The following is a 22,087-nucleotide window of genomic DNA, read 5'->3' as shown; positions in this document are numbered from 1 at the left end:
GGTCAACAAGCGTTTCACTGAACATAGCAGCAGCGCGACGCTGCTTACGCCTTAATCCGCACCCAGCGCTGCCCATCCCTGCGGCCAATCGCCCAAACCACTTTGGTCATTGATATGCCCTAGCGCGCCGAGCTCGCTCAAGCTGCAACCCCACTTCGCTGCGCAGCGGCGGCTGAAATCTAGGCTGCTGTAGGGGTCGTTACTGCTGCACAGCAGCTTGCTGGGAAAAGGCAGGCGTGTGCCAGGAAGCTTGCCAAAGCCGCTGGCGTCGCGCGGAAAAGCAGCGCCCTGCGGATCAGGCACTGCCACAAGCAAGGCTTGATCAATATGCTGAGCGAGAGTTGTTTGCGCTGCCCAATGCACAAGCATGAGGCAGGCCAAGCTGTGCGCCACAAGCACTGTGCCTTGGCCTGCATTGCGCACATGTTGCTCCAGCGCCTGCACCCATTGCGCGCAGATGGGGTGATCCCAATCCGTTTGCGCAATGCGCTTGAGCTGAAAGCGTGGGTGCTGGGCATGCAGTTTCTCCCAACGAGTTTGCCAATGCGCATCGCCGGAGTTGCAGATACCCGGCAGGATCAATATCGTGCTTCGTTCACCCTTGCTCATTTCATGTCTCTCCATCACATCAAAAGCTTGCAGCTTAGGGATCAAATGCTCATTCACCCATGGCAAATCATCGGCAATCAAAGCCTAAAAGCAATGACTCATCGAAAACAAGCGCCACAAAAGCCCCCACAATATTGCGCATGGAATTAGATAAAAAAGATCTGCAAATCCTGACAGCTTTGCAGGCGGATGCCCGCCAAAGCTTGGCCGCATTGGGTAAGCGTATTGGCTTGTCGCAACCCGCGATCAGCGAGCGCGTGAAAAAGCTCGAAGCAGCGGGCGTGATTGAGGGCTATGGTGCGCGTGTCAATTTAGCGGCCGTAGGCTTGCCTTTGCAAGCGGTGGTGCGCATCCAAACCACGCACGAACACATTAAGCGCTATCAGCAACTTTTTGCCAGCATGCCAGCCGTGTTGCATGCAGTGCGAGTGACCGGGGAAGATTGTTTTGTCGTGCGCTGCGCATTTGCCCAGCCCAGTGATTTGGAAAAAATCGTGGATCGCTTGGCTGCTTGGGGTAGCGTCAAAACAGCGCTGGTGATGTCACTCACGCATGAGAAAGCGCCACAGCTGCTCGCCGAGCATTAAGGCATACACCTTGTAGTGATTCTTGCGTTTGATTTACGGCTCTTGCCTACGCGCGATGAACCTCATCGCCTATTCTCGTCACTCATTCATTATTCAGTGGAGAAACTATGCAAGGCACTCGCAATCACACCCGTTTAACATTTCAAGCTTTGGCCGTGCTTGCTACAACAGCGCTCTGCGTGAGCACAGCTTGGGCGCAGGTCAGCATCCAAGCGCCAGGCGCGAGCATCAAAGTTGATGCGGCAGGCAATGCCAGTATCAACGCACCGGGTGCGAGCGTCAAGGGCTCTGGCAGTGGTGCCGGCGCGGTCAACGCAGGTGGCAGCAAAGTCTCTGGCTCAGGCGTTCCCGGAGTGGGTGCAGGTGTAACGAGCAGTGCTGCAACAGGTGTTTGCCGCAACGGGCAGTTATCCATCAGCTTGTCTGGCGCTGGCGATCAGCAGCTCGGTAACCTCAGCTGTGATCGCATCATCATCAACCTCACTGGCGCAGGCAATCTGAATGTAGGCAGCTTACGCGCGCAACAGCTCAATGTGCTCAGCTCTGGCAGCGGCAATATCACCATTGGTGGCGGCACGGCGGCTAGCGGCAAGTTTGACTTGAACGGCGCGGGTGATATTGAAGCCAGCAATCTGAACTTCAGCAATGCGGATGTGCAAATTGGAGGAAGTGGCGATGTACAGATTGGCACCAGCCAAAGCCTGAACGTGCGTATCCTTGGCGCAGGCAATGTCAACTACAAAGGCTCGCCCAAACTCACACAGAACGTCACGGGCGCAGGCTCTGTCGCTAAGGTGCAGTAATTTCTTAGCCCAAACAAAAAAGGAGCCGCGCAGGCTCCTTTTTTGTTGATGCAGTGTGGCTGCTGAGCGTGGCAGCTTAACGACGCACCACAGCTTCACCTGGCGCGAAATTCGCAATACGGATATTGTTTTTGCTCAGATATTCGCGCATCACATCTGCATCTACGAAACCAGTGTTCACATAGCCGGGATGGTCGGAGAGTTTGGGGTAACCATCGCCGCCGCCGGCTTGGAAGCTGTTGATGGCGAGGCGGTAGCGTTTGGCAGGATCAATCGGTGCGCCTTTGATGGTGGCTGATTTCACAGCACCGCCTTCGATCACAAGATTCACACCCGCGAATTGCGCGAACGCGCCAGCGCCTGTACTCATCTTGGCAGCGGCATTCAAATAAGCCATGAGCTCAGTGCCATTGAGAGTGACATGGGCGAGCATATTGCCGAAGGGCTGCACTTTGAGCACGTCTTTGTAGGTGAGTTTGCCGGCGGGCATCGAATCGCGGATGCCGCCGGAATTCATGATGGCCAGATCAGCTTGTGCCTTCTGCATCATCACGCTGGCAATGAACACGCCCATGTTGGTGGGCTGGCTGCGCACGCGGGCGCGATCACCATCAAGCACGCCATCGCTCTCGCCTACGACGACATCAAGCGCAGCGCGACCTTTGTCTTGGAAAGGCTGCAAGAGCGCGAGCATGGCGGGATCTTCTTTGATCTCAGGCGTAAAGGTTTGCTTGATATCTTTGCCATCGGGAGCTTTCACCGTGCGCTTCAAGTTCACGGGAAGCAGGCTGTATTTCTCTAGCTTGAGTTCGCCATTGGCATAGACGAAATCTGCGCGCCCCACAAACTTGCCCCACTCATGCGCTTGCACGATGATCGTGCCGTTTTGCACATCAGGACGGCAGGCTGTGCCGGGCACATAAGCGTCATTGCGGCGCGATGCACCAAGCTGCTCCAGCATGCACACCGGATTTTGGCTGTGGCCGCCGATGATCAGATCCATGCCTTTGACTTGCCGCGCCATCTCCACATCACCAGGCGCATTCACGCCGCTCTTGCCATCGGTGTAATGCCCCATGTGCGTGGCAGCGATCACCACATGCGCTTGTTTGCGCAGCTCGGGTACAAGCTTTGCGGCTTCATCGGCAGGTTTGCGAAATTCCACGCCCACCGTATTGGCAGGATCAGTCATCTTTTTGGTGTCATCCGTCGTCAACCCCATCACGGCGATCTTCAAACCACCGCGATCAAACATCTCAAACGGCTTGTACAGGCGCTGGCCATCCTTGTAGATGTTGGCCGAGATCATGGGGAAGCCCGCCCATTGCATTTGCTTAGCAAGCACAGGCAGCGGCTTATCGAACTCATGGTTACCCAGCGCCATCGCGTCGTAGCCAATGAGTTTCATGCCTTTGAAATCGGGCTCAGCATCTTGTGTGTCGCTCTCGGGGATGCCGGTGTTCACGTCGCCGCCATCGAGCAAGAGCGTGTGCCCGCCTGCGGCTTTCACCTCAGCGCGCACTTGGTCAATCAGCGTTTTGCGCGCAGCCAGACCGTATTCACCATCGCTGTTTTTCCAGAAGCGGCCGTGATGATCATTGGTATGAAGAATCGTGAGTTTGACTGGACCGCTGACTTGACCGGGGCCTGAAGCACAAGAGGCTAAAGTGGCTGCGGCGAGAATGGAAAGTGTGATTTTGAGGGCGCGCATGATGAACTCCAAAACGAAGCGATCAGTATATCAACGCGCCACCAGCTTCACCACGCCTGCAAAACTGAAAAACGCGAGTACCGTGCTCACCAAAATGATGCGTGCAATTCTCCCGTTGTTCGCCTCAAACTTTTCTGCGAGCAGCGATACGTTTGAAGCTGAGGGCAAGGCTGCCACCAGCACAATCACCGTGAGCGCAAAACGATCCAGTGGCAAACCCAAAGAAATCGCTGCGCCGCCTACCAGCAGCACCAAAAGTGGGTGCAAGATGAGCTTGCATAAAGCCAGTGGCACGTAATCCATCACCGGCACAGGCGGCGCATGCCCGCTGCTGGCCAACATCTGCGAACGCGCAAGCACCGCACCAATCGTAAACAGCGCCACTGGGGAAGCGGCATCCGCGAGCAGGCCTAGCGTTTGCAACACTGGCGCTGGCAGCTTGATCTGCAGCCAAGAAGCCAACGCGCCACTCAGAATCGCCCAAGGCATAGGATTGGAGGCCACGCCTTTCAGCGCGTTTTTCGCCGCTTGGCTCGCGCCACCCTGCCCCGAGCCCAAGCGTGAGAGCGCAATGCACAGCGAACTCGTGATCACCAAGTCAATCACAATCGTCACAATCGCTGGCCCCGCCGCACCTGCACCCAGCAGTGCCACCAGCAGCGGAATACCCATGAAGCCGGTGTTGGGGAAAGCCGTGACCAATGCACCAAACGCAGCATTGTTCCAATCAATGCGCTGCGATAGCGTCATCGCAACCGCAAACGCCACCATGATCAGCGCACAAAGCAAATACACGCCAAACACCGCACCATCGAGCAAAGCGCTAATCGGTGTGGAGCTGCCAAAGCGATACAGCATGCAAGGCAGCGCGAAATAGAGCACAAAACCATTGAGCCCCGGAATCGCCGCCAATGGTAAATACCCCCGCCGCGCCGCTACATAGCCCGCAAGCACGAGCGCGAAGAAGGGGAAAGTGACCAGGAGGATTTGCAGCACAAAGCGATTGTCTCAGCTTGTAATCCATGCAAGATTGCATCGGGCTGACAAGATTTTGTGGAGGGTTTGGCATTTATTTGTTGCCAAGGAGCTCCTGATGACGAAATCGCCCCGTATGATTCGCGGCTGCTTCTCAAGAATCCCTGAATTTCGATGTCTTCCCCCGGCCCCGGTTTGAATATTGCCCAGCAAGAGGCGGTGAATTTTTTGCATGGGCCTTGTCTGGTGCTCGCGGGCGCGGGCTCGGGGAAAACGCGGGTGATCACACACAAGATTGCTCGACTGATTCAAAGCGGTGTGCCGCCAGAGAAGATTGCCGCGATCACGTTTACCAACAAAGCTGCAGCAGAAATGCGCGAGCGCGCCAAAGATTTGCTGATGGCGCAGATGGGCAAGGCGGGTGCGAAGGCGGCGGGGCAGGTGGTGATTTGCACTTTTCACGCGTTGGGCGTTCGCATGCTGCGCGAGAGCGGTGAATCGGTCGGTTTGAAGCCGCAGTTTTCCATTCTGGACACAGATGACGTGCTCTCGATGATCAAAGACGCGGGCGGGAACACGGACAACAAGCAAGCGCGGATTTGGCAATGGGCGATCAGCGGTTGGAAGAATGCGGGCCTGAATTCTGCGCAGGCTGCGGCGCAGGCCAAAGATGAAGACGAGCGGATCACAGCGAAAATCATGGAGCGCTATGAAGAGCGGCTGACGGCTTATCAGGCGGTGGATTTTGATGATTTGATCGGCTTGCCGCTCAAGATGCTCTCAAATCATGAGCAGCCCGCGCAGGTTTGGCGAGAGAAGTTTGCGCATATCTTGGTGGATGAATACCAAGACACGAATGCGGTGCAGTATGAGCTGCTGAAAAAGATGATGGCCAGCCCCGCGCGCTTCACCACCGTGGGCGATGACGATCAATCGATTTACGGCTGGCGCGGCGCGACGTTGGATAACCTCAAAAAACTGCCGCTCGATTTCCCCGCGCTCAAGGTGATTAAGCTGGAGCAGAACTATCGCTCCACCAGTGCGATTCTGCGCGCGGCAAATAACGTGATTGGCCCCAACCCCAAGCTCTTTCCGAAGAAGCTCTGGAGCGATCTGGGCGAAGGCGAGCCGGTGCGCATTGTGGATGCGGATAACGAAGAGCATGAAGCGGAAAGAGCGGTGGCTCGCATTCAAAGTCTACGGGCGGGCTCGGAAGTCACGCAAGGCAACCAATTCAAAGAGTGGAAAGACTTCGCGATTCTGTATCGCGCGAATCACCAAGCGCGCCTCTTGGAGCAGGCACTGCGCAAGGCGAATATTCCTTACAAGGTGAGCGGCGGACAGAGCTTTTTTGATCGTGCGGAGATCAAAGATTTATGCGCCTGGCTGCGGCTGCTCACGAATAATGACGATGATCCGGCTTTTCTCCGCGCAGTGACTTCACCTAAGCGCGGCATTGGCCACACCACCTTGCAGCAGCTGGGTATCTTCGCTTCGCAATACAAACTGAGTTTGTTTGAAGCGCTGTTTTCCAACTCACTTTCTGCTTCGATCAACGCACGCAGCATCGGCGGCCTGCATGAGTTTGGCCGTTATTTGAACGATCTGGAATACCGCGCTCGCCACACCTCGGGCTTCGAAGCTGCAGGAGAATTCTTGCGCGATTGGCTCAAAGATATTGGCTATGAAAAGCATTTGATGGAGAGCGAAGACAACGAAAAACTCGCGGCCAGCCGCTGGACCAACGTGCTCGACTTCATCGACTGGATGGCCAAACGCTGCGGAGGCCAAGTGGACGATGCGGCCGGGCTCACGATGAGCACAGAAAGTAAATCCCTCTTTGAAGTCATCCAAACGATTTCGCTGCTCTCCACCTTGAACGCCAAAGAAGGCGATCAAAACGTGGTGACGCTCTCGACCTTGCATGCCTCCAAAGGCTTAGAGTGGCCGCATGTGACGCTCGCTGGCGTGTGCGAAGGTTTGCTGCCGTTCCGACCTGAGGAGGAAGATGGCACGAAGCCAGTGGAAGGAAAGATTTCCGAGAGTCTGGCCGCGCGCATCCAAGAAGAGCGCCGCCTCATGTATGTAGGCATCACGCGTGCTCAGCGCACGCTCTCGGTGAGTTACCCCAAGCGCCGTAAAAAAGGGCGCGATACCGTGGCAGGCATTCCAAGCCGCTTCATTGCCGAGATGGCGCTCGATCAAGCGACCGTCAAAGAAAACCCGATGGATCGTCTTGCAGCACTGAAGGCAGAATTTGCGAAGAAAGCGGCGCAAGCTGCCGCCGAGAAGGCCGCTGTGCCGATGTGAAAGGAAAGGTCATGCGACTTCAGAATACTATTATTTCAATAGCACTCTGCGCAGTATTTATGCCGGCGATAGGCCAAAATCAGCCTAAAAATGATGTGCTCAATCAGTCGACATGTGCCGCCTCGAAGGATTTGATCAATACCGATCTTTTTGGAACGTGGATATTGGAGCTGCCAAGCAGCGCAGGCGCAGCAATCACCTCACGCCTCTCTATGGAGCGCAATCCTGAATTCGCCGAATCGCTCGCAGGAAGTTTCTTTCTCGGCAGCGTGCGCCATGACGTGTATGGTGACATCGAAAACGGCGTGCTCGATCTGGAAGAGAGCAACAACGGCAAAGACATCATCGCGATTTGGAAAGGTCGCGTGGTCGATGGCAGTTGCGCTAAAGCCATCACAGGTACTCGTCGCTTGGTCTCGACACAAACTGAGCAAAGCTTTGTGCTGCGTCGCACGGGATGGTGATGTAAGAGAGCTGGCACTCGGCGCGACTGCCAACACATGCGCCTTATTGACATCCTCATCGCTGTAGCACTTCTTCAAAGCAGCTTGAGCGCATCAAGCATGGCCTTGATGGCCGAACCGGATCGCCAGCAATGTGCGGCATCCTATGCACAAGGTCAACAGTTCATTGAAGCCCAGCAAAAACAAGCCCCGATCCAAGCCTTGAAGCGCTTGCGCGGCAGCTTAGCCACGCTTGGCGAGAAAGACATTGCATGGGCATGGCTGGCCTCGCCTACCGCTCGCTACCCTCACACCTCGATGGGTTCACCTATTCACGCCGGTAGCCTGCATACGCTCTCGCGCGAAGGCAAAGTACATCAGCACATCTTACCCAAGCAGCGCGTGTTTGAAGATTTGCAACCGCGCCTGGTAGATTTGGATGGCGATGGCCGCGATGAAATTATCGTGATCGAAGCCGATGCCGAGCGGGGTGCAGCCTTGGTCGCGTATGGTTTGCCTCGCTCGGGAGAGTTGCTGGAGGAACGCGCCAGAAGCGCCTACCTCGGCCTGCCGTTTCGCTGGCTCAATCCTGTGGGCTTCGCAGATTTTGATGACAACGGCAAACTCGATATCGCCAGCATCACCACGCCCCACATCGGCGGCACGCTCACCCTTTATCGCTACGCACCGCCCCGCATCGAACCCTTCGCCAAAGCCATGGATGTGTCCAATCATCAAATGGGCGACCCAAATTTGCAGATGCACGCCATTCTTACCCCGCCTGGCCAGCGGCCCACCGTGATCGTGCCAGATATGAGCCGCCGTGCTTTGCATGCCCTACGCTGGGAAGAAGTCTCTGGCAAAGCGCAATGGAAAGAACTGGCCGATGTCAAACCCTTGCCTGGGCGCATTCATTATTTGATGCCGCTCAACAGGTCTACAGCCTGTGCACAGCTTTCTGATGGCCATTGGTGGCGCATCGAGCTGGCAGTTTGAACTTTTCACCTGGCTGGCGCACCGCGTAACAGAATAAAATTTTAGACACAATCATTCAATTTCCGGCGTAGAATCTGCGCGAACAGCTATGAAAAATATAGCGTTGACAGGTTTAGTCCGCATCCCCTAGACTAGACAGAGGGGCTTTGAATATCTAGGGTTTACCCTTAAATTACTGGGCATGATGATGTCGCAAACCATGACGCAGGCTAAACAGCTGCTCCAGGCCACGCTTGATGCACCGGGAGAGTTTTGGCGTGGGCCGGGGAAAACGCCAGAACCCGAAGCGGGCACGAACCCGCAGGCTTATCCTGAGAGCGATGTTGCTGGTCTCAAAGTCGCGGGTGAGCCCGCTCCCACAAAAAGCAATGACTATGGCTTGGTGCCCATTCGCGCGCTGACCAGTCGCCATCGTCGTCGCATCGCTGAGCATATCCTCGCCCTGCCCGAACATGACCGCTACTTGCGCTTTGGTTATATGGCCACGGACGAACAAATCAACAAGTACGTCGATGGTCTCAATTTCAAGCGCGATGAGATTTACGGTATTTTCAACCGTCGCTTGCAGCTCATCGCCATGGCTCATCTGGCCTTGGCCAGCGATCCGAAGAATCCCAATTGTGCTGAATTTGGTGTTTCCGTCAGCGCCGACGCGCGAGGCAAGGGCTTAGGTACAGCTCTGTTTGAGCGAGCAGTTTTGCACGCACGCGCCGAGAACATCGACATGATCTTCATCCACGCGCTGAGCGAAAACGATGCGATGCTAAAAATCGCTCGCAAAGCAGGCGCGCATGTAGAGAACTACGGCGGCGAAGTGGAGGCTCACCTTCGCTTACCTGAGCAAGATCTTGGCGACCGTATCGAGACCGCGGTTCGCGATGCTGTGGAAGATGGCATCGGCATCGTCGATTTCCGCTTGAAATTGCGTGCTTTGCAGTTTTGGGAGTTTTTGGCCGCTTTGCAAGTTATCCGCAAAGACGTGCTTGCCTCTCGCACCGATTCCAACGAGTGATCACATATTTCCGCTATCCTAGCGGTTCGTTCAACTCTTGAAGCTATTCGTGCCTGACTCTCCTAACGCCGCCCGCAGCGGTCATCCACAGCCACCAGATGCGGCTGGCGCACATGTCCACAAAAGCGAAGACCGCCGCGGCATCCTGCAAAAAATAGCCGAGTTCATTCACCCTGGCCCCGACAGCAAAGAAGAGCTGATGGAGACGCTGGCCGAGGCGGAAGACAACCAAGTGATTGGCGCTGAGAGCCGAGCCATGCTCGAAGGCGTGCTGCGCATCACCGACATGACCGCTGGCGATGTGATGGTGGCCGCGCCACGCATGGATTTGATCAATATCGATGCACCTTTTGACGAGCTGCTGCATCTGGTGATCGACACCTCACACTCGCGCTTTCCCGTGTATGAGAACGACCGGGAAAACATCATTGGCATCCTCATGGCCAAGGACTTGCTGAAGTTACAGCGCGCACCCGAACTCAATCTGCGTGCTCTGCTGCGCCCCGCCGTCTTCGTGCCCGAGAGCAAAAAGCTCAATGATCTGCTGCGCGAATTCAAAGGCAATCGCAACCATCTGGCCATCGTGATCGACGAGTTTGGCCGCACCGCTGGCCTGATCACCATCGAGGATGTACTCGAAGAAATCGTAGGCGAAATTGAAGATGAATTTGACGATCACGCCACCGAAGGCGATATTTATGCATTGGCCGACAAAACCTATCGCGTCAGTGGCGATACACCCATAGAACGCGTGGAAGAAAGCTTCGCGGTGGATTTGAAAACCCGCGATGGCGAAGAAGCCACCGAAGAATTCGACACCATCGGCGGCTTGATCGCGCATGAGATCGGCCATGTGCCCAAGCGCGGTGAGCGCTGCGAACTCGCTGGCCTGCAATTTGTGGTGCTGCACACCAAGGGCGGCGCAGTGAAATGGTTCAAGGTCTCGCCCGCCACGCCCCTTCAGGCATCAAAAGCCTGAAATCGCTAGCATTGAGCGGCAATTTCAGGCTATAATTCAAGGCTCAGCAGATTTGCTGGCGGAGCGCGGTGGTTTGGAGTATCTAAGCCGCACACCCTCAAGGGGGTATAGCTCAGCTGGGAGAGCGCTTGCATGGCATGCAAGAGGTCATCGGTTCGATCCCGTTTACCTCCACCATCAAATTGAGCTGATGAGAGTTTTTTTAGGTCGCAGTGCTTGCACTGTTGCCCTAGTGCCTGACCCTATCGTCTAGAGGCCTAGGACATCACCCTTTCACGGTGAGTACCGGGGTTCGAATCCCCGTAGGGTCGCCAGTTTTGGTTCTGCGTTGTTGCACAAGCGGCGCAGACTACCGGGAGCGGTAGTTCAGTTGGTTAGAATACCGGCCTGTCACGCCGGGGGTCGCGGGTTCGAGTCCCGTCCGCTCCGCCACTAAATTTACGTAACTCGTTGATTTAGTTAATAAAAAGCTACCATCCGGTGGCTTTTTTGTTTCCTATCTGCATTTCGTTATGCATTTTTCATTGCGATAGCAAGAGATGAAATGCGAGAACTTGCTAGCATTACGCCTGCCCGGCGCAGCGAAAGTGACTCAAGGCCATGAGCGAAAATAGTAAGTGGCAGAGTGTGCTGCCGAGGAGACCAAATGACAAAAGCGAGCGCTGCAAAAACCACCTACCAGTATCTTGGACAAAACCGCGAGGGCTTGCTGCGTTTGCGTAGCGACAAAGAGGCGTTTCTTGTCAGTGGAACGTTGTACGCGGCATCAACACCGAAAAAGCCAACGGCTGGTAAAACCAAAGTGGCATTGGTTGCCCTCAAAACTTCACCAAACTACACCAAGGCAGAGTCCGACCAGCGATTCACCGTCATCACCAGTACAGACGAACGATTGCGCGTTGTTGGAAAGGTGGTGGCTCGGGAATTGGTCACCAATGTCACACGTCAGCTTGGCTGGCCAGCGCCTCGAAAGGCCGAGGCCGGCGAAGCTACGGCTGCGATGCCAGCTAAGAAAAAGATAGGTGGCAAGAAGCCAAGCGGCGATGCGTTGCTTAAAGATGAGATTGTTCGCGTTAATGCGCTGCTAAAACTTGAACACGATCCAGAGGTGCGGATGAAATACGTCTCGTACTTCATTGGCCAATCTGAGGGCAATCTGTACAAGAAAATCAAAGCCGGAACATTTCCAGCACCCTACACAAAGCCCGGTGGTGGTGCGCATTGGAAGCATTCGACATTGCTTGAGTACCAAGCCAAGACTGCTGAACCCAAACCAAAAACAAAACGCAGCAAGAAGAAGGACTAGGCGCAAGGAACATGAATGCGCTTGTTTGTTGATCACTAATCTAATTTCATCGCATGTGCAACCAACTATCGGAGAAGCATGTGAAAACCAATACCGTCAAAGCTGCCAAAAACCGCTGTCACAGCGCTGTGACAGCCATACCGTTGCAGTCACAGCAATCGCGTCAAAAAATGAAGCCTGCAATTGCCTCGGCACCACAAATAGTCATTGCCACAAAACGGCGGCATAGACCCAGCAGCACCAGTGCAACCATGCGGATACCGCATGAGCTACGCGCGCAGGTTGCGGCTATCGTCGCCAAGTACCGCGAGCGGCACCGCAATGATCCTGATTGTTGGTGAAGTCATGGTGCTTCACCTGGCAAGCTGAACGCTGGGGTTTAATCCCTACAAATGAAGGCGTTTAGGCATCGCAAGCGATCCTACGAATGGCGTATCGCATAGAATTAACTCATGACATATTTGTGGCGCACCCTTTTGATCATTGCACTTTGCATGCAAATGGCATCGGTTGCGCTTGCCTCTTATGCCCTGTACACCCCGCATGAGCATCACCATTCTCATTCAGAAGGTGTTGCATCGGATGATTCACACTTGGCTCATTCATCCGACCATATAGCAAGTTGCGATCTGGCCGAATGTGGTGCTGAACACCATCATTGCACTGCATCTCACCTCACCCTCTTGCTGCAAACACATTTGTCTGCGTCTGTAGACTCCCTTAGCCAAGTTTTTCGCTTGAGCGCAGTGACAGTTGATCCTACTGATTTACTCGCAAGCATTGAACGCCCCAAGTGGGCAACCGTCTGATTTCAAAGCGTCTTTGACGATTTTGCTGCGAAGCGCAGCTTCGTCATTTTTTCTTCACGCTCGGGCTTTGTGCCCCTGATCAGATGAACTCAATACTCCATTCAAAAGCATGGGGTTGTTTGCTTGGCTTAGCAGTTATCAGCATATCTGCAACAGCTCAGACAAGCGCAACCTCTCCCTCTACTACCGTTACTCAAAACATAAGCCTTAGCGAAGCACTTGAATCGGCTTGGCAACGTCATCCTTGGCTTCAAAGCGAGGCTAACCGACGCGCTGAGCTGGCCGGGCGCAAGCTGCAAACTCAAGGTTTAACATCGGCTGCGCCCACCATCGGTTTGGCACACAGCACAGATCGCATAGGCAGCAATAATGGCTTGCGTGGCCTAGAAGTGGAAATCAGCGCGCCGCTCTGGAATGCTGGCCTGCGCTCTGCCACACAAAGCCAAATCGAGCGCGATGAGCAGCGCTTTTTGCTTTCGGGGCAAGCGGCCAAGCTCAAGCTCGCTGGCGAGCTACGCGAGCTGGCCGCGCGCTTTGCTTTGGCACAATCGGATCAGCAGCTTGCCAAGCGAAAAGTCTCAGAGGCGATAAGCCTAGCTGACGATGTAGCCAAGCGTGTGCGCGTTGGCGATGTTGCGCGTGTTGACAACCTCATGGCGCAAAGTGCTGTGACGCTCGCGCAAGGGCAGCTTGAAGCGGCACAATCAGAGCTGGTTGCGCTGCAAAGCCAATGGCAGACCCTGACGGGTTTGACAACAACACCTGCACCATTGCGTAACGCATCCTCTGCGCAAACCAGCGACCTAAGCAACCACCCGCAATTGCAGGAAGCGCAAGCCACGGTGACTGCGGTGCAGGCCAAGCTCGCCACCACGCTGGCAGATTCGCGCGATCCGATGGAAGTGGGCATCACCGCTACGCGCGAGCGATCCGCGAGAGGGAGCCCGAATGAAACCAGCATGCAATTCGCAGTGCGCATCCCCTTGGGTAGTGCCAGCCGCAATACAGCCAAAGCAGCCGCAGCGCGCGCCGAATTGGATGAAGCGCAAAATGCTCTTCAAGTCACAGAGCGCCAATTGCAAGCCGAGCAAAGTACAGCGCGCGCGCAAGTGGCTTCTGCTCAACGCGCCCTAGCGCTTGCCGAGCAGCGCGCCAAGCTCGCTACCGAAGCGCAAAGCTTGTACGCCAAAGCCTATCGCTTGGGCGAAAGTGATTTAACCACTCGTCTGCGCGCAGACAACGAAAAATTCGATGCTGATTTGGCACTGAGCCGTGCCCAGCTTCAACTCCAACGTGCTCAATCGCAACTGCAACACAGCTTAGGGCTTCTGCCATGAAACGCTTCTCCTTTCTCACCAACACACTGCGCATCTGCGCAATAACTTTTTTGGCCGTTCTCAGCCTATCTACGCAAGCTGGCCCCGGTCATGACCACGGCGATGAAGCGCCCACTGCCACTGGCGTGGCCTCTCCGCGCGTGAGTACGCATTCCGATTTATTTGAGCTTGTTGGGATCGTTGATCACAACAAGATGACGATCTATCTGGATCGTTTCAGCACCAATGAGCCGATCACGCAAGCTCAAATCGAGTTAGAAATTGCACAGGATAAATCTCCGATCAAGCTCATTGCTAAAGCTGAGGCAGACGGAACATTCAGCGTGACCAACGACTTGCTGGAAAAGCCGGGCACGTATGCTTTGAGCTTTACAGTGACGGCAGGAAAAGACACGGATTTGCTCGCTGGCGAGCTGAAAATTGGCGCAACTGTCTCAGAGGCTGAACAGGCTCACGATCATGCTCACACAACATCATGGTTGGCGTATGCAGGTTATGCTGCCGCTGCCATTGGTGCAGTATTCGTCGCCCTGCTTGCTTGGCGCTGGCAGCGTCGTAGGAAACTCGTCACTTTATCGGCCATTGCAACAGGTGCAATAGTCATCGCAATGATGCAAGTGCCCCAGCGCGCCATCGCCGGTCCCGGCCATGACCATGGCGATGCTGCGCCAGCGGCCAACAGCAATGCGCCCAAGCGCTTGCCTGACGGCAGCGTGTTTCTACCCAAGCCCAGCCAGCGCCAATTGTTGGTGCGTACCGTACCTGTTAAGCAAGAATCTGCGCCGCAAACCGTTGAGCTGCTAGGTCGCGTGGTGGCTGATCCGAATGCTGGCGGTAAAGTACAGCCCACACAAGCTGGCCGGATTGAAGTTGGAGCACGTGGCTTGCCTACGCTTGGTCAAGCCGTCCGCAAAGGCGAGGTCTTGGCTATCGTGCGGCCTACGGTATCTGCGATTGAGCGCGCCAACCAAGGCGCGCAAAGCGCCGAGCTGCGCAGCAATTTGGAGTTGGCTCGCAAGCGTTTAGCTCGCCTTGAGCAGTTGGAAGGCACAGTGCCGCAAAAAGAAATTGAAGCGGCACGCGCTGAGGTGCAAAGCCTCTCTGAACGTACAGCTCTCGTTGCGCCTAGCGTCTCCACAGTAGAAAGCTTGGTCGCTCCTGTCTCAGGCGTGATTGCTGCTAGCAATGTGGTCGCAGGCCAAGTCGTGGATGCTCGTGAAATCTTGTTTGAAATCATTGACCCTGCGCGGTTGATGGTGGAAGCCACGGCCTTTGATGTCAGCATCTTGAGCAATATCGCATCAGCGAATTTGGCCTTGCCACAAAACCAAAGTGCTGCGCTGCGATTCAGTGGCGCGGGGCGTACGTTGCGTGAGGGTGCGATTCCCCTGCAATTTCGCACCACTGGCGTAACGGCTTTGCCATTGGCTGTGGGGCAACCCGTGAAAGTGATCGTGCAAACCAAATCACAAACACAGGGGTTCGTTGTTCCCAACGCTGCTGTAGTGAAAAACCCAAGCAACCAAGACATCGTGTGGGTTCATACTGGTGAAGAGCAGTTCGCAGCGCGCACTGTACGCTGGCAGGCGCTTGATGGGGGCCGCGTCACCGTGGTCGATGGCCTCAAAGCAGATGAACGTGTAGTCATGCAAGGCGCTGCCTTGCTCAATCAAGTGCGTTGAACAGAGAAAGCCATCTATGTTTGACAAACTTGTGCATTCCGCCATGGGCAACCGGCTCATGGTGTTGATTCTGGCCGCTGTGCTTTTGATTTTTGGGGCGCTGTCGCTCGTCAAAATGCCAGTGGATGTGTTCCCTGACCTCAACAAACCCACCGTCACGCTGCAAGCCGAGGCTGGCGGCATGGCTCCCGAAGAAGTGGAGCAACGCATTACTTTGCCGCTGGAAACCGCCATGAGCGGTATGCCCGGTGTGGAGAGTGTGCGCTCTGTCTCCAGCGTGGGCTTGGCCTTTGTATATGTGACGTTTGACTGGAAGACCGAGATTTTCCGCGCTCGTCAAATGGTCGGCGAGCGGCTATCTTCTGTGCGCGAGCAATTACCCAGCGATGTGGAGCATGTGGGCATGGGCCCGATCAGCTCCATCATGGGCGAAATCATGCTCGTGGCAATGCCTGTGGACACCAGCAAGACCACGCCGATGGCCGTGCGCGAGTATGCTGATTTTGTGATGCGGCCTCGCTTGCTCACGATTCCCGGCATCGCGCAGGTGATCCCTATTGGCGGCGAAGTGCGCCAATACCAAGTGCAGCCTGATACAGCACGGATGGCCGCCTTGGGCATCACACTGGAGCAGATAGAAGCCACTGTGCGCGGCTTTTCTAGCAATTCTAGTGGTGGCTTTTTGGAGCTTAATGGTCGTGAATACTTGATTCGGAACATCGCGCAAACCACACGCTTGGAAGATTTGCAAAAGCTACCAGTGGCCTTCCGCAATTCACAAGCCATCCAGCTCGCGCAAGTCGCTCAAGTCACGTTCGCGCCGGCGATCAAGCGCGGCGATGCTGGCTTAAACAGCAAACCTGCGGTGATCATGGGCATCCAAAAGCAGCCTGATGCAGACACCGTGAAGCTCACCAAACAAGTGGAGATGGCTTTGGCTGAGCTGAGCAAAGGCTTGCCCGCTGGCATGGGGCAGCCGCAAGTCACGATGCGCCAAGCCACCTTCATTGAAACTTCCATCAACACACTTCAAGGCAAGCTGATGGCCGCTGGCGTGATCGTGGCGCTGATCCTGTATCTGTTTTTGCAAAACGCCCGTACCACCATCATCTCGCTCACAGCCATTCCCATTTCTATGGCGATCACGCTGCTGATTTTCAATTACTTTGGCCTCGGCATCAACACCATGACGCTAGGCGGCCTGACGATTGCCATTGGCGAGCTGGTCGATGATGCGGTGGTCGGTGTAGAGAATGTATTGCGTCGCCTCAAAATGCAGCGGGAATCAGCGGGCAAACCTCACATCGGCCCATTGGAGCTGATTGCCAAAGCCACGCTGGAGGTGCGCTCTGGCATTGTGATCGCCACGGTGATCATCGTGCTGGTGTTGATTCCCTTGTTTTTCTTGCCCGGTATTGAAGGCCGTTTGATGCAACCGCTGGCGGTGGCGTACATCGTCTCGCTGCTGGCTTCGATGATCGTCTCCGTCACGCTCACTCCAGTGATGGCTTTCTATCTGTTGCCTACGATGAAAAATCTGGATCATGGGGACACGCGGGTGCAGGCTTGGGTCAAAGGCCGCTACAAAGCTGCGCTGGCTTTCGTGCTGCGTGCGCCTCGCGTGTGGCTAGCCGCAGGCGCAACAGCGGCTGCACTCTCCGCAGTTGCTGTGCCGTTTTTCGCCACTACGTTTCTACCTCCCTTCAACGAAGGCGTAGCACTGGTAGGCATCCGCCTCAACCCCGGAACTACTCTTAGCGAATCGGTGCGCATCGGTGCGATTGCAGAAAAGGCGATTGCGGGTGTGCCTGAGGTAGAAAATGTGGGTCGCCGATCTGGCCGTGCTGAGCTGGATGAGCATGCCGAAGGTGTGCATGTGTCTGAGCTGGATGTGAAGCTCAAGCGCAGTGAGCGAAGTATTGAAACTATATATGCCGATATTCGCTCGCGACTAGCTAGCCTGCCGGCAGCGATTGGCTTGGGGCAGCCCATCAGCCACCGCATTGATCACATGCTCTCTGGCGTGCGCACGCAAATCGCCATCAAGATTTTTGGTGATGATCTGGATACGCTGCGTGCGCAAGCGGAAAGCCTGCGCGTCAAGCTCTCCACCGTGCCCGGCGTGGTGGATTTGGAAGTAGAAAAACAGGTGCTCACGCCGCAAATCAAGATCAATGTGCATTACGACAAAGCGCTTGCTGTTGGCTTGCCACCTGCCAAGTTGCTGCAAGAGCTACAAATGATGGTCGATGGTGAGCGCATCACACAAGTGGTAGAAGGTAATCGACGCTTCAATCTGGTGATTCGCCTGCCCGATACGGCGCGCGGTATGGATGGCCTGCGCGGCTTGATGATTGATACACCAGCGGGGCGCGTACCACTGGCAACACTCGCCACAGTTGAGGAGTCAGACGGACCTAATCAGATCAGCCGCGATGATGGCCGCCGCCGTATCGTGATTGCAGCCAATACCCAAGGCCGCGCCATGAGCGATGTGGTAGCTGATTTGCGCACAATTTTGGCTGATACCAAAATGCCAGAGGGATATTTCACCACCATTGGTGGCCAATTCCAAGCGCAAGAAGATGCCTCGCGTTTGATTGGTTTGCTCTCTATCATTTCTGTGGCGGTGATCTTCCTGATTTTGTACTCCCGTTATCGCTCTGCTGTGCTCTCAGCCATCATCATGGCCAATATTCCGCTGGCTTTGGTGGGCGCGGTGATTGGCTTGTGGCTCTCAGGGCAACCCTTGTCAGTGGCCGCTTTGGTGGGCTTCATCACGCTCTCAGGCATTGCCATTCGCAACGGCATTCTCAAAGTTTCGCATTACGTGAATCTTTGCGCTTTTGAAAATGAGAAATTCAACGATTCAATGTTGATGCGCGGCTCTATGGAGCGGCTAACGCCTGTGCTCATGACGGCTTTGGTGGCAGCCTTGGCGCTCGCGCCTTTGCTCTTTGAAGCCGATATGCCGGGCACAGAAATTTTGCACCCAGTCGCTGTGGTGATTTTCTCTGGCCTGATTACCTCCACATTGCTCGATTCATTCCTCACGCCAGCTATGGTCAAAGTGTTTGGCCAAAAGGCTGTGGAAGCTCTGGCCAATTCGTCTAACGATGAGGCTTTCTGATCAGGAGTACGCCATGTATCTGTTGCTCAAATTTGCAATCAGCGCGGCCTTGGTAGTAGCGGTATCGGAGTTGGTCAAACGCAGTGTTTGGCTGGCAGCGCTGCTGGCCGCCTTGCCGCTGACTTCTTTGCTCGCATTCATCTGGCTCAACCACGAAGGCGCGAGCGTGCGGCAGATCAGCGCCCTGTCGAAAGACATTTTTTGGCTGGTTTTGCCTTCACTGGCTTTGTTTCTACTTTTACCTTTTCTGCTTGGCAAAGGATGGTCGTTTTGGACATCCTTGTCTGTTTCATGCACTGTTACAGCCTTGCTCTATGGCGCAACAGCATTTTTGCTGCGTTCTTTTTCCAATTCCCTCAACCCTTAAAAAGGATTTTTTATGAAACTCTACGCCATTCTATTCGCCGCCTTCCTCCTGCCTTCTGCCGCCTTTGCCGGCGGAAAGCATGATCACAGCCCTAAGCACGGGGGTATTGTTGTCGAAGCCAAAGACATGGACTATGAAATCGTTGCGAAGCCAGAAATGATCCAGCTCTACTTGAGCGATCACGGCAAACCGGTCAAGCTCGATGGCGCGAAAGCCAAGGTGACCCTGCTCAATGGCAGTGAGAAAAGCGAAGTAGAACTGCAACCTGCTGGCGATAAGCTCGAAGCTAAAGGGGCATTCAAAGTGACCAAAGGCACCAAAGGAATTGCCTTGGTGACACTGGCTGGAAAGGGCGCAGCGACAGTCCGCTTTGAAGTGAAATAAACACACGCCGCCAGTTATCACATGGATACAGCAGAACTCTTAGCATACATCGACCGTCACCGTGAATGGGTGTACGGGCTAATGTTTGCCTACGCATTTGCCAAAACCGGCCCTCTTCCTCTGGTAGCAGGTTTCGTTGCGGCTTCTGGTGTACTGCAACCAGTCCTGCTCATCTTTGCGCTGATTGTCGGCACACTGCTTGGCTCTGAGCTGCGTTTTTGGTTGGGACGCTGGGGCAGTGGATGGGTGTATGCGCGATTCCCTTCTGTAGCCGCTTGGCTCGCTTTGGCCTCTGCTAGCGTGGATCGGTACGCTTGGCCGATGCTGTTTCTCTACCGCTTTGTTAAGGGTGCTTACAGCCCAGTCAGCTTAGGTGCTGGCGGCTCTGCCATGCCCTGGCATCGCTTTGCGCTAATCAACACACTAAGTGCTGTGATTTGGGCATGTACGTTGGTGGCTGCTGGCTGGCAGATCGCGCAGCTTGGTTTGACTGTGAATCGTGAATGGGCGGTGTATGGCAGCTTGGCAATGCTGCTCATTCTTATCGTCCTAAGCGCCTTGCTGGCCAAGCATTTGAAGCAGCGATTGCTCCCCTTTGCTCACGCGGCATTGCTGGCAAGAACAAAAATTCAAAATAAGGCTTGACCTTAAAGTAACTCTAAGGTTTTAAATCGGTGTATTGCAACTTGAAAGGTCTTTTCCATGTCTGCCCACTGTCATTCAAATTCTTGCAGCACGGAGCAAGCTAGCGATCCGCGCTATCGCCGCATTCTCTGGATAGCGTTGATGCTCAATCTTCTGATGTTTATCGTCGAACTTACCGCAGGGCTAGCTTCTGGCTCTGTCTCACTGCTTGCAGACGCGATTGATTTTTTTGGTGATGCTGCCAACTATGCTGTATCGCTGGCCGTGCTCTCTATGGCACTGGTCGTGCGGGCAAAGGCAGCGCTGTTCAAAGCCGCTTGCATGCTGGCCTTTGGCCTCTTCGTGTTGGGCAAAGCGGCTTGGTCTGCTCGCACTGGCGTGCCGCCAGAGGCGCTCACCATGGGCATCGTGGGCTTTGCTGCACTGTGCGTGAACATCGGTGTTGCCGCAATGCTCTATGCCTACCGTAATGGCGATGCCAATATGCAATCCGTTTGGCTGTGTTCACGCAACGATGCTCTGTCCAATATGGCAGTTATCCTCGCTGCATTTGGCGTGTTTGGTACTGCCAGCGCATGGCCAGATTTGGTAGTAGCCAGTGTCATGGGACTATTGGCCATCAGTTCCGCTTTCACTGTATTCAAATCAGCTCGCAAAGAGCTTGCTACTGGTGAGAAGCAAGCTGCGCATAGTCACTGATCAACCTATGAACAAACCATCTGTCGCCAACAAACAAGTTGGCTGGCTTTTAGAGCAAGCCATGAAAGAGCCACGGCACTCCTCTAATGCATGGCCTTGGTTGGAAGCAGCACATATAGTCGGTCAAACGCGCTTTGTTCTCCATGGCCGTGTGCATCTACAGATGCTCTCTCGCGCTTGGACTGAGCACGCATGGAAAGAGGTGTTCGCGCAATTGCTGCGCCTTGCCCTCGTTCCGTTGGGACATTTGCTTCAACGCTTGCCACTTGGCAATCCGGGCAGCAGCAGAGTCGGCGCGTTGACACCAATGCCTGTACCCGTGCATTTGACTCTCTTGATTGAGCAAAGTCGCGCCATTCTCGTGAAAGAAAGCAAATGAAGATTCGCATAACCAGTATTTATGACTGCCCACACCACGAATTTGTAGAACTCTTACAGCGCACAGAAGTTTCCGCTTCATAACTTGGCCAATAGTGAGCTTTCAGCCAGCAAGTGGTATTTGGCCAGAGCGCAAGGAAATCGGGCGTGATGTGTTTCGCTTTCGTCTTTTTGGAATCTTGCCAATGGGCAGCCAGCAGATCAATATCAGCAACCCGAGCAACGGCTTTGCGTCCGATGGCAGCGTCGTGCTGCGTAATGATGGACGCGGTACATTGATGCAGCGCTGGGATCGGTGGATAATTACAAAATCGCTGGGGGATAACCAAACGCTTTACGTCGATGTAGTTGAGTGCAAGCAAGATATCTGCGCTGGGTCTTCACGCCGTTCTGCGCTCTGTTTGCGTTAGCGTTCTACGCACATCGGCAGCGGCGCTGGAAGAAGTACCTGCTGCACAAAAGGCATCTACAAAGCAATACGGGCTCTTAAGCACTAATCAGCGACTATTTGTAGTGATTGTTGCAATAATTGGGCACGGTTGCTCTTTGTTAGTGTGTTCGCATTCATGGATGAGGTGTGTCAACGCCTTTTTCATACGGTTCAAATCAGCCAACTTGACTTGTATTTCATCGAGCCGCCGACCTGCAATATGTCTAATTGAAACGCGATCAAGGCCATCCTCCAGTGATAGCAATTCAGATACCTCGTTCAAAGAAAACCCCAGCTCTTGGGCTCGCTTGATGAAGCGAATTCGGTTGCCCAGCGATACCGGATAGTACCGATATGAACCGGAGGCCTCCGGCACTGGAAGCAGGCCACGCTGTTGGTAATAGCGAATGGTTTCAACACCCACGCCTGCCGATTTGGCTAACTTGCCGATGGTCATTGCTTCTGTAGGCATGAGATTCATAAATATTTGACCAA

General features: G+C 54.6%; 20 protein-coding genes and 3 tRNA genes. 19 read left to right on the top strand and 4 right to left on the bottom strand.

Annotation, left to right across the window (positions count from 1 at the left end; translation table 11 throughout):
• Positions 1 to 51: 51 nt before the first annotated feature.
• The gene (locus KIH26_RS10215) at positions 52 to 609 is read right to left on the bottom strand and encodes an RBBP9/YdeN family alpha/beta hydrolase (protein ID WP_213444904.1); all 558 of its coding nucleotides are present in this window, start codon (positions 607 to 609) and stop codon (positions 52 to 54) included.
• Positions 610 to 749: 140 nt separating this feature from the next.
• On the opposite strand from KIH26_RS10215, the gene KIH26_RS10210 reads away from it, so the two are divergent.
• The gene (locus KIH26_RS10210; protein WP_213444902.1) at positions 750 to 1,196 is read left to right on the top strand and encodes an Lrp/AsnC family transcriptional regulator; all 447 of its coding nucleotides are present in this window, start codon (positions 750 to 752) and stop codon (positions 1,194 to 1,196) included.
• Between the two features lie 107 nt (positions 1,197 to 1,303).
• The gene (locus tag KIH26_RS10205) at positions 1,304 to 1,999 is read left to right on the top strand and encodes a GIN domain-containing protein (protein ID WP_213444900.1); all 696 of its coding nucleotides are present in this window, start codon (positions 1,304 to 1,306) and stop codon (positions 1,997 to 1,999) included.
• 76 nt (positions 2,000 to 2,075) lie between these two features.
• Here KIH26_RS10205 and ushA read toward each other — a convergent pair whose 3' ends face one another.
• Positions 2,076 to 3,710, bottom strand: coding sequence for a bifunctional UDP-sugar hydrolase/5'-nucleotidase UshA (gene ushA / locus KIH26_RS10200; RefSeq protein WP_213444898.1), 1,635 nt, complete (start codon positions 3,708 to 3,710; stop codon positions 2,076 to 2,078).
• Between the two features lie 30 nt (positions 3,711 to 3,740).
• Positions 3,741 to 4,706 carry an AEC family transporter gene (locus KIH26_RS10195; protein WP_213444896.1) on the bottom strand — a complete coding sequence of 322 codons (966 nt, stop codon included), beginning with the start codon at positions 4,704 to 4,706 and terminating at the stop codon, positions 3,741 to 3,743.
• Between the two features lie 153 nt (positions 4,707 to 4,859).
• Here KIH26_RS10195 and KIH26_RS10190 point away from each other — a divergent pair, with 153 nt between their 5' ends.
• From KIH26_RS10190 to KIH26_RS10110, 17 genes are all read left to right on the top strand, one after another.
• Positions 4,860 to 6,995 carry an ATP-dependent helicase gene (locus tag KIH26_RS10190; protein WP_213444894.1) on the top strand — a complete coding sequence of 712 codons (2,136 nt, stop codon included), beginning with the start codon at positions 4,860 to 4,862 and terminating at the stop codon, positions 6,993 to 6,995.
• 11 nt (positions 6,996 to 7,006) lie between these two features.
• The gene (locus KIH26_RS10185; RefSeq protein ID WP_213444892.1) at positions 7,007 to 7,459 is read left to right on the top strand and encodes a hypothetical protein; all 453 of its coding nucleotides are present in this window, start codon (positions 7,007 to 7,009) and stop codon (positions 7,457 to 7,459) included.
• Positions 7,460 to 7,495: 36 nt separating this feature from the next.
• Positions 7,496 to 8,434 carry an FG-GAP repeat domain-containing protein gene (locus tag KIH26_RS10180; protein WP_213444890.1) on the top strand — a complete coding sequence of 313 codons (939 nt, stop codon included), beginning with the start codon at positions 7,496 to 7,498 and terminating at the stop codon, positions 8,432 to 8,434.
• A gap of 199 nt (positions 8,435 to 8,633) precedes the next feature.
• Positions 8,634 to 9,446 (top strand): GNAT family N-acetyltransferase, encoded by an 813-nt coding sequence (locus KIH26_RS10175; RefSeq protein ID WP_213445970.1) that lies wholly within the window; start codon positions 8,634 to 8,636, stop codon positions 9,444 to 9,446.
• A gap of 142 nt (positions 9,447 to 9,588) precedes the next feature.
• Positions 9,589 to 10,425 (top strand): CorC family transporter, encoded by an 837-nt coding sequence (locus KIH26_RS10170; RefSeq protein WP_349627882.1) that lies wholly within the window; start codon positions 9,589 to 9,591, stop codon positions 10,423 to 10,425.
• Positions 10,426 to 10,526: 101 nt separating this feature from the next.
• Positions 10,527 to 10,602, top strand: a tRNA-Ala gene (locus KIH26_RS10165).
• Between the two features lie 61 nt (positions 10,603 to 10,663).
• Positions 10,664 to 10,739, top strand: a tRNA-Glu gene (locus KIH26_RS10160).
• A gap of 41 nt (positions 10,740 to 10,780) precedes the next feature.
• Positions 10,781 to 10,857: transfer RNA gene (locus KIH26_RS10155), tRNA-Asp, on the top strand.
• A gap of 214 nt (positions 10,858 to 11,071) precedes the next feature.
• Positions 11,072 to 11,731, top strand: coding sequence for a hypothetical protein (locus KIH26_RS10150; RefSeq protein WP_213444875.1), 660 nt, complete (start codon positions 11,072 to 11,074; stop codon positions 11,729 to 11,731).
• An 892-nt stretch (positions 11,732 to 12,623) separates the two neighbouring features.
• The gene (locus KIH26_RS10145) at positions 12,624 to 13,877 is read left to right on the top strand and encodes a TolC family protein (RefSeq protein ID WP_213444873.1); all 1,254 of its coding nucleotides are present in this window, start codon (positions 12,624 to 12,626) and stop codon (positions 13,875 to 13,877) included.
• Entirely contained in the window at positions 13,874 to 15,559 is a 1,686-nt protein-coding gene (locus KIH26_RS17010) for an efflux RND transporter periplasmic adaptor subunit (RefSeq protein WP_249661153.1), read from the top strand. Before KIH26_RS10145 ends, KIH26_RS17010 begins: the two co-directional genes overlap by 4 nt.
• A 16-nt stretch (positions 15,560 to 15,575) precedes the next feature.
• On the top strand, positions 15,576 to 18,689 hold the full coding sequence (locus tag KIH26_RS10135; protein ID WP_213444871.1) for an efflux RND transporter permease subunit: 3,114 nt from the start codon (positions 15,576 to 15,578) through the stop codon (positions 18,687 to 18,689).
• Between the two features lie 13 nt (positions 18,690 to 18,702).
• Positions 18,703 to 19,056: a hypothetical protein gene (locus KIH26_RS10130; RefSeq protein WP_213444869.1), complete on the top strand. Its 354-nt coding sequence runs from the start codon at positions 18,703 to 18,705 to the stop codon at positions 19,054 to 19,056.
• A 12-nt stretch (positions 19,057 to 19,068) separates the two neighbouring features.
• The gene (locus tag KIH26_RS10125; RefSeq protein ID WP_213444867.1) at positions 19,069 to 19,440 is read left to right on the top strand and encodes a hypothetical protein; all 372 of its coding nucleotides are present in this window, start codon (positions 19,069 to 19,071) and stop codon (positions 19,438 to 19,440) included.
• Between the two features lie 21 nt (positions 19,441 to 19,461).
• Complete coding sequence (locus KIH26_RS10120) at positions 19,462 to 20,085, top strand: DedA family protein (RefSeq protein ID WP_213444865.1); 624 nt, start codon at positions 19,462 to 19,464, stop codon at positions 20,083 to 20,085.
• A gap of 57 nt (positions 20,086 to 20,142) precedes the next feature.
• The gene (locus KIH26_RS10115; protein WP_213444863.1) at positions 20,143 to 20,784 is read left to right on the top strand and encodes a cation efflux transmembrane domain-containing protein; all 642 of its coding nucleotides are present in this window, start codon (positions 20,143 to 20,145) and stop codon (positions 20,782 to 20,784) included.
• A 7-nt stretch (positions 20,785 to 20,791) separates the two neighbouring features.
• The gene (locus tag KIH26_RS10110) at positions 20,792 to 21,163 is read left to right on the top strand and encodes a DUF3703 domain-containing protein (RefSeq protein ID WP_213444860.1); all 372 of its coding nucleotides are present in this window, start codon (positions 20,792 to 20,794) and stop codon (positions 21,161 to 21,163) included.
• A gap of 496 nt (positions 21,164 to 21,659) precedes the next feature.
• On the opposite strand, the gene KIH26_RS10105 is transcribed toward KIH26_RS10110, so the two are convergent.
• Positions 21,660 to 22,087 (bottom strand): MerR family transcriptional regulator (locus KIH26_RS10105; RefSeq protein ID WP_349627863.1); only part of this gene is annotated, 428 nt, incomplete at its 5' end.

It is taken from the genome of Variovorax sp. PCZ-1 (assembly GCF_018413605.1).
Classification (GTDB): domain Bacteria; phylum Pseudomonadota; class Gammaproteobacteria; order Burkholderiales; family Burkholderiaceae_C; genus JANMDU01.
Note: the sequence above shows the minus strand (reverse complement) of the source record. Positions and strands in the feature narration are given on the sequence as shown.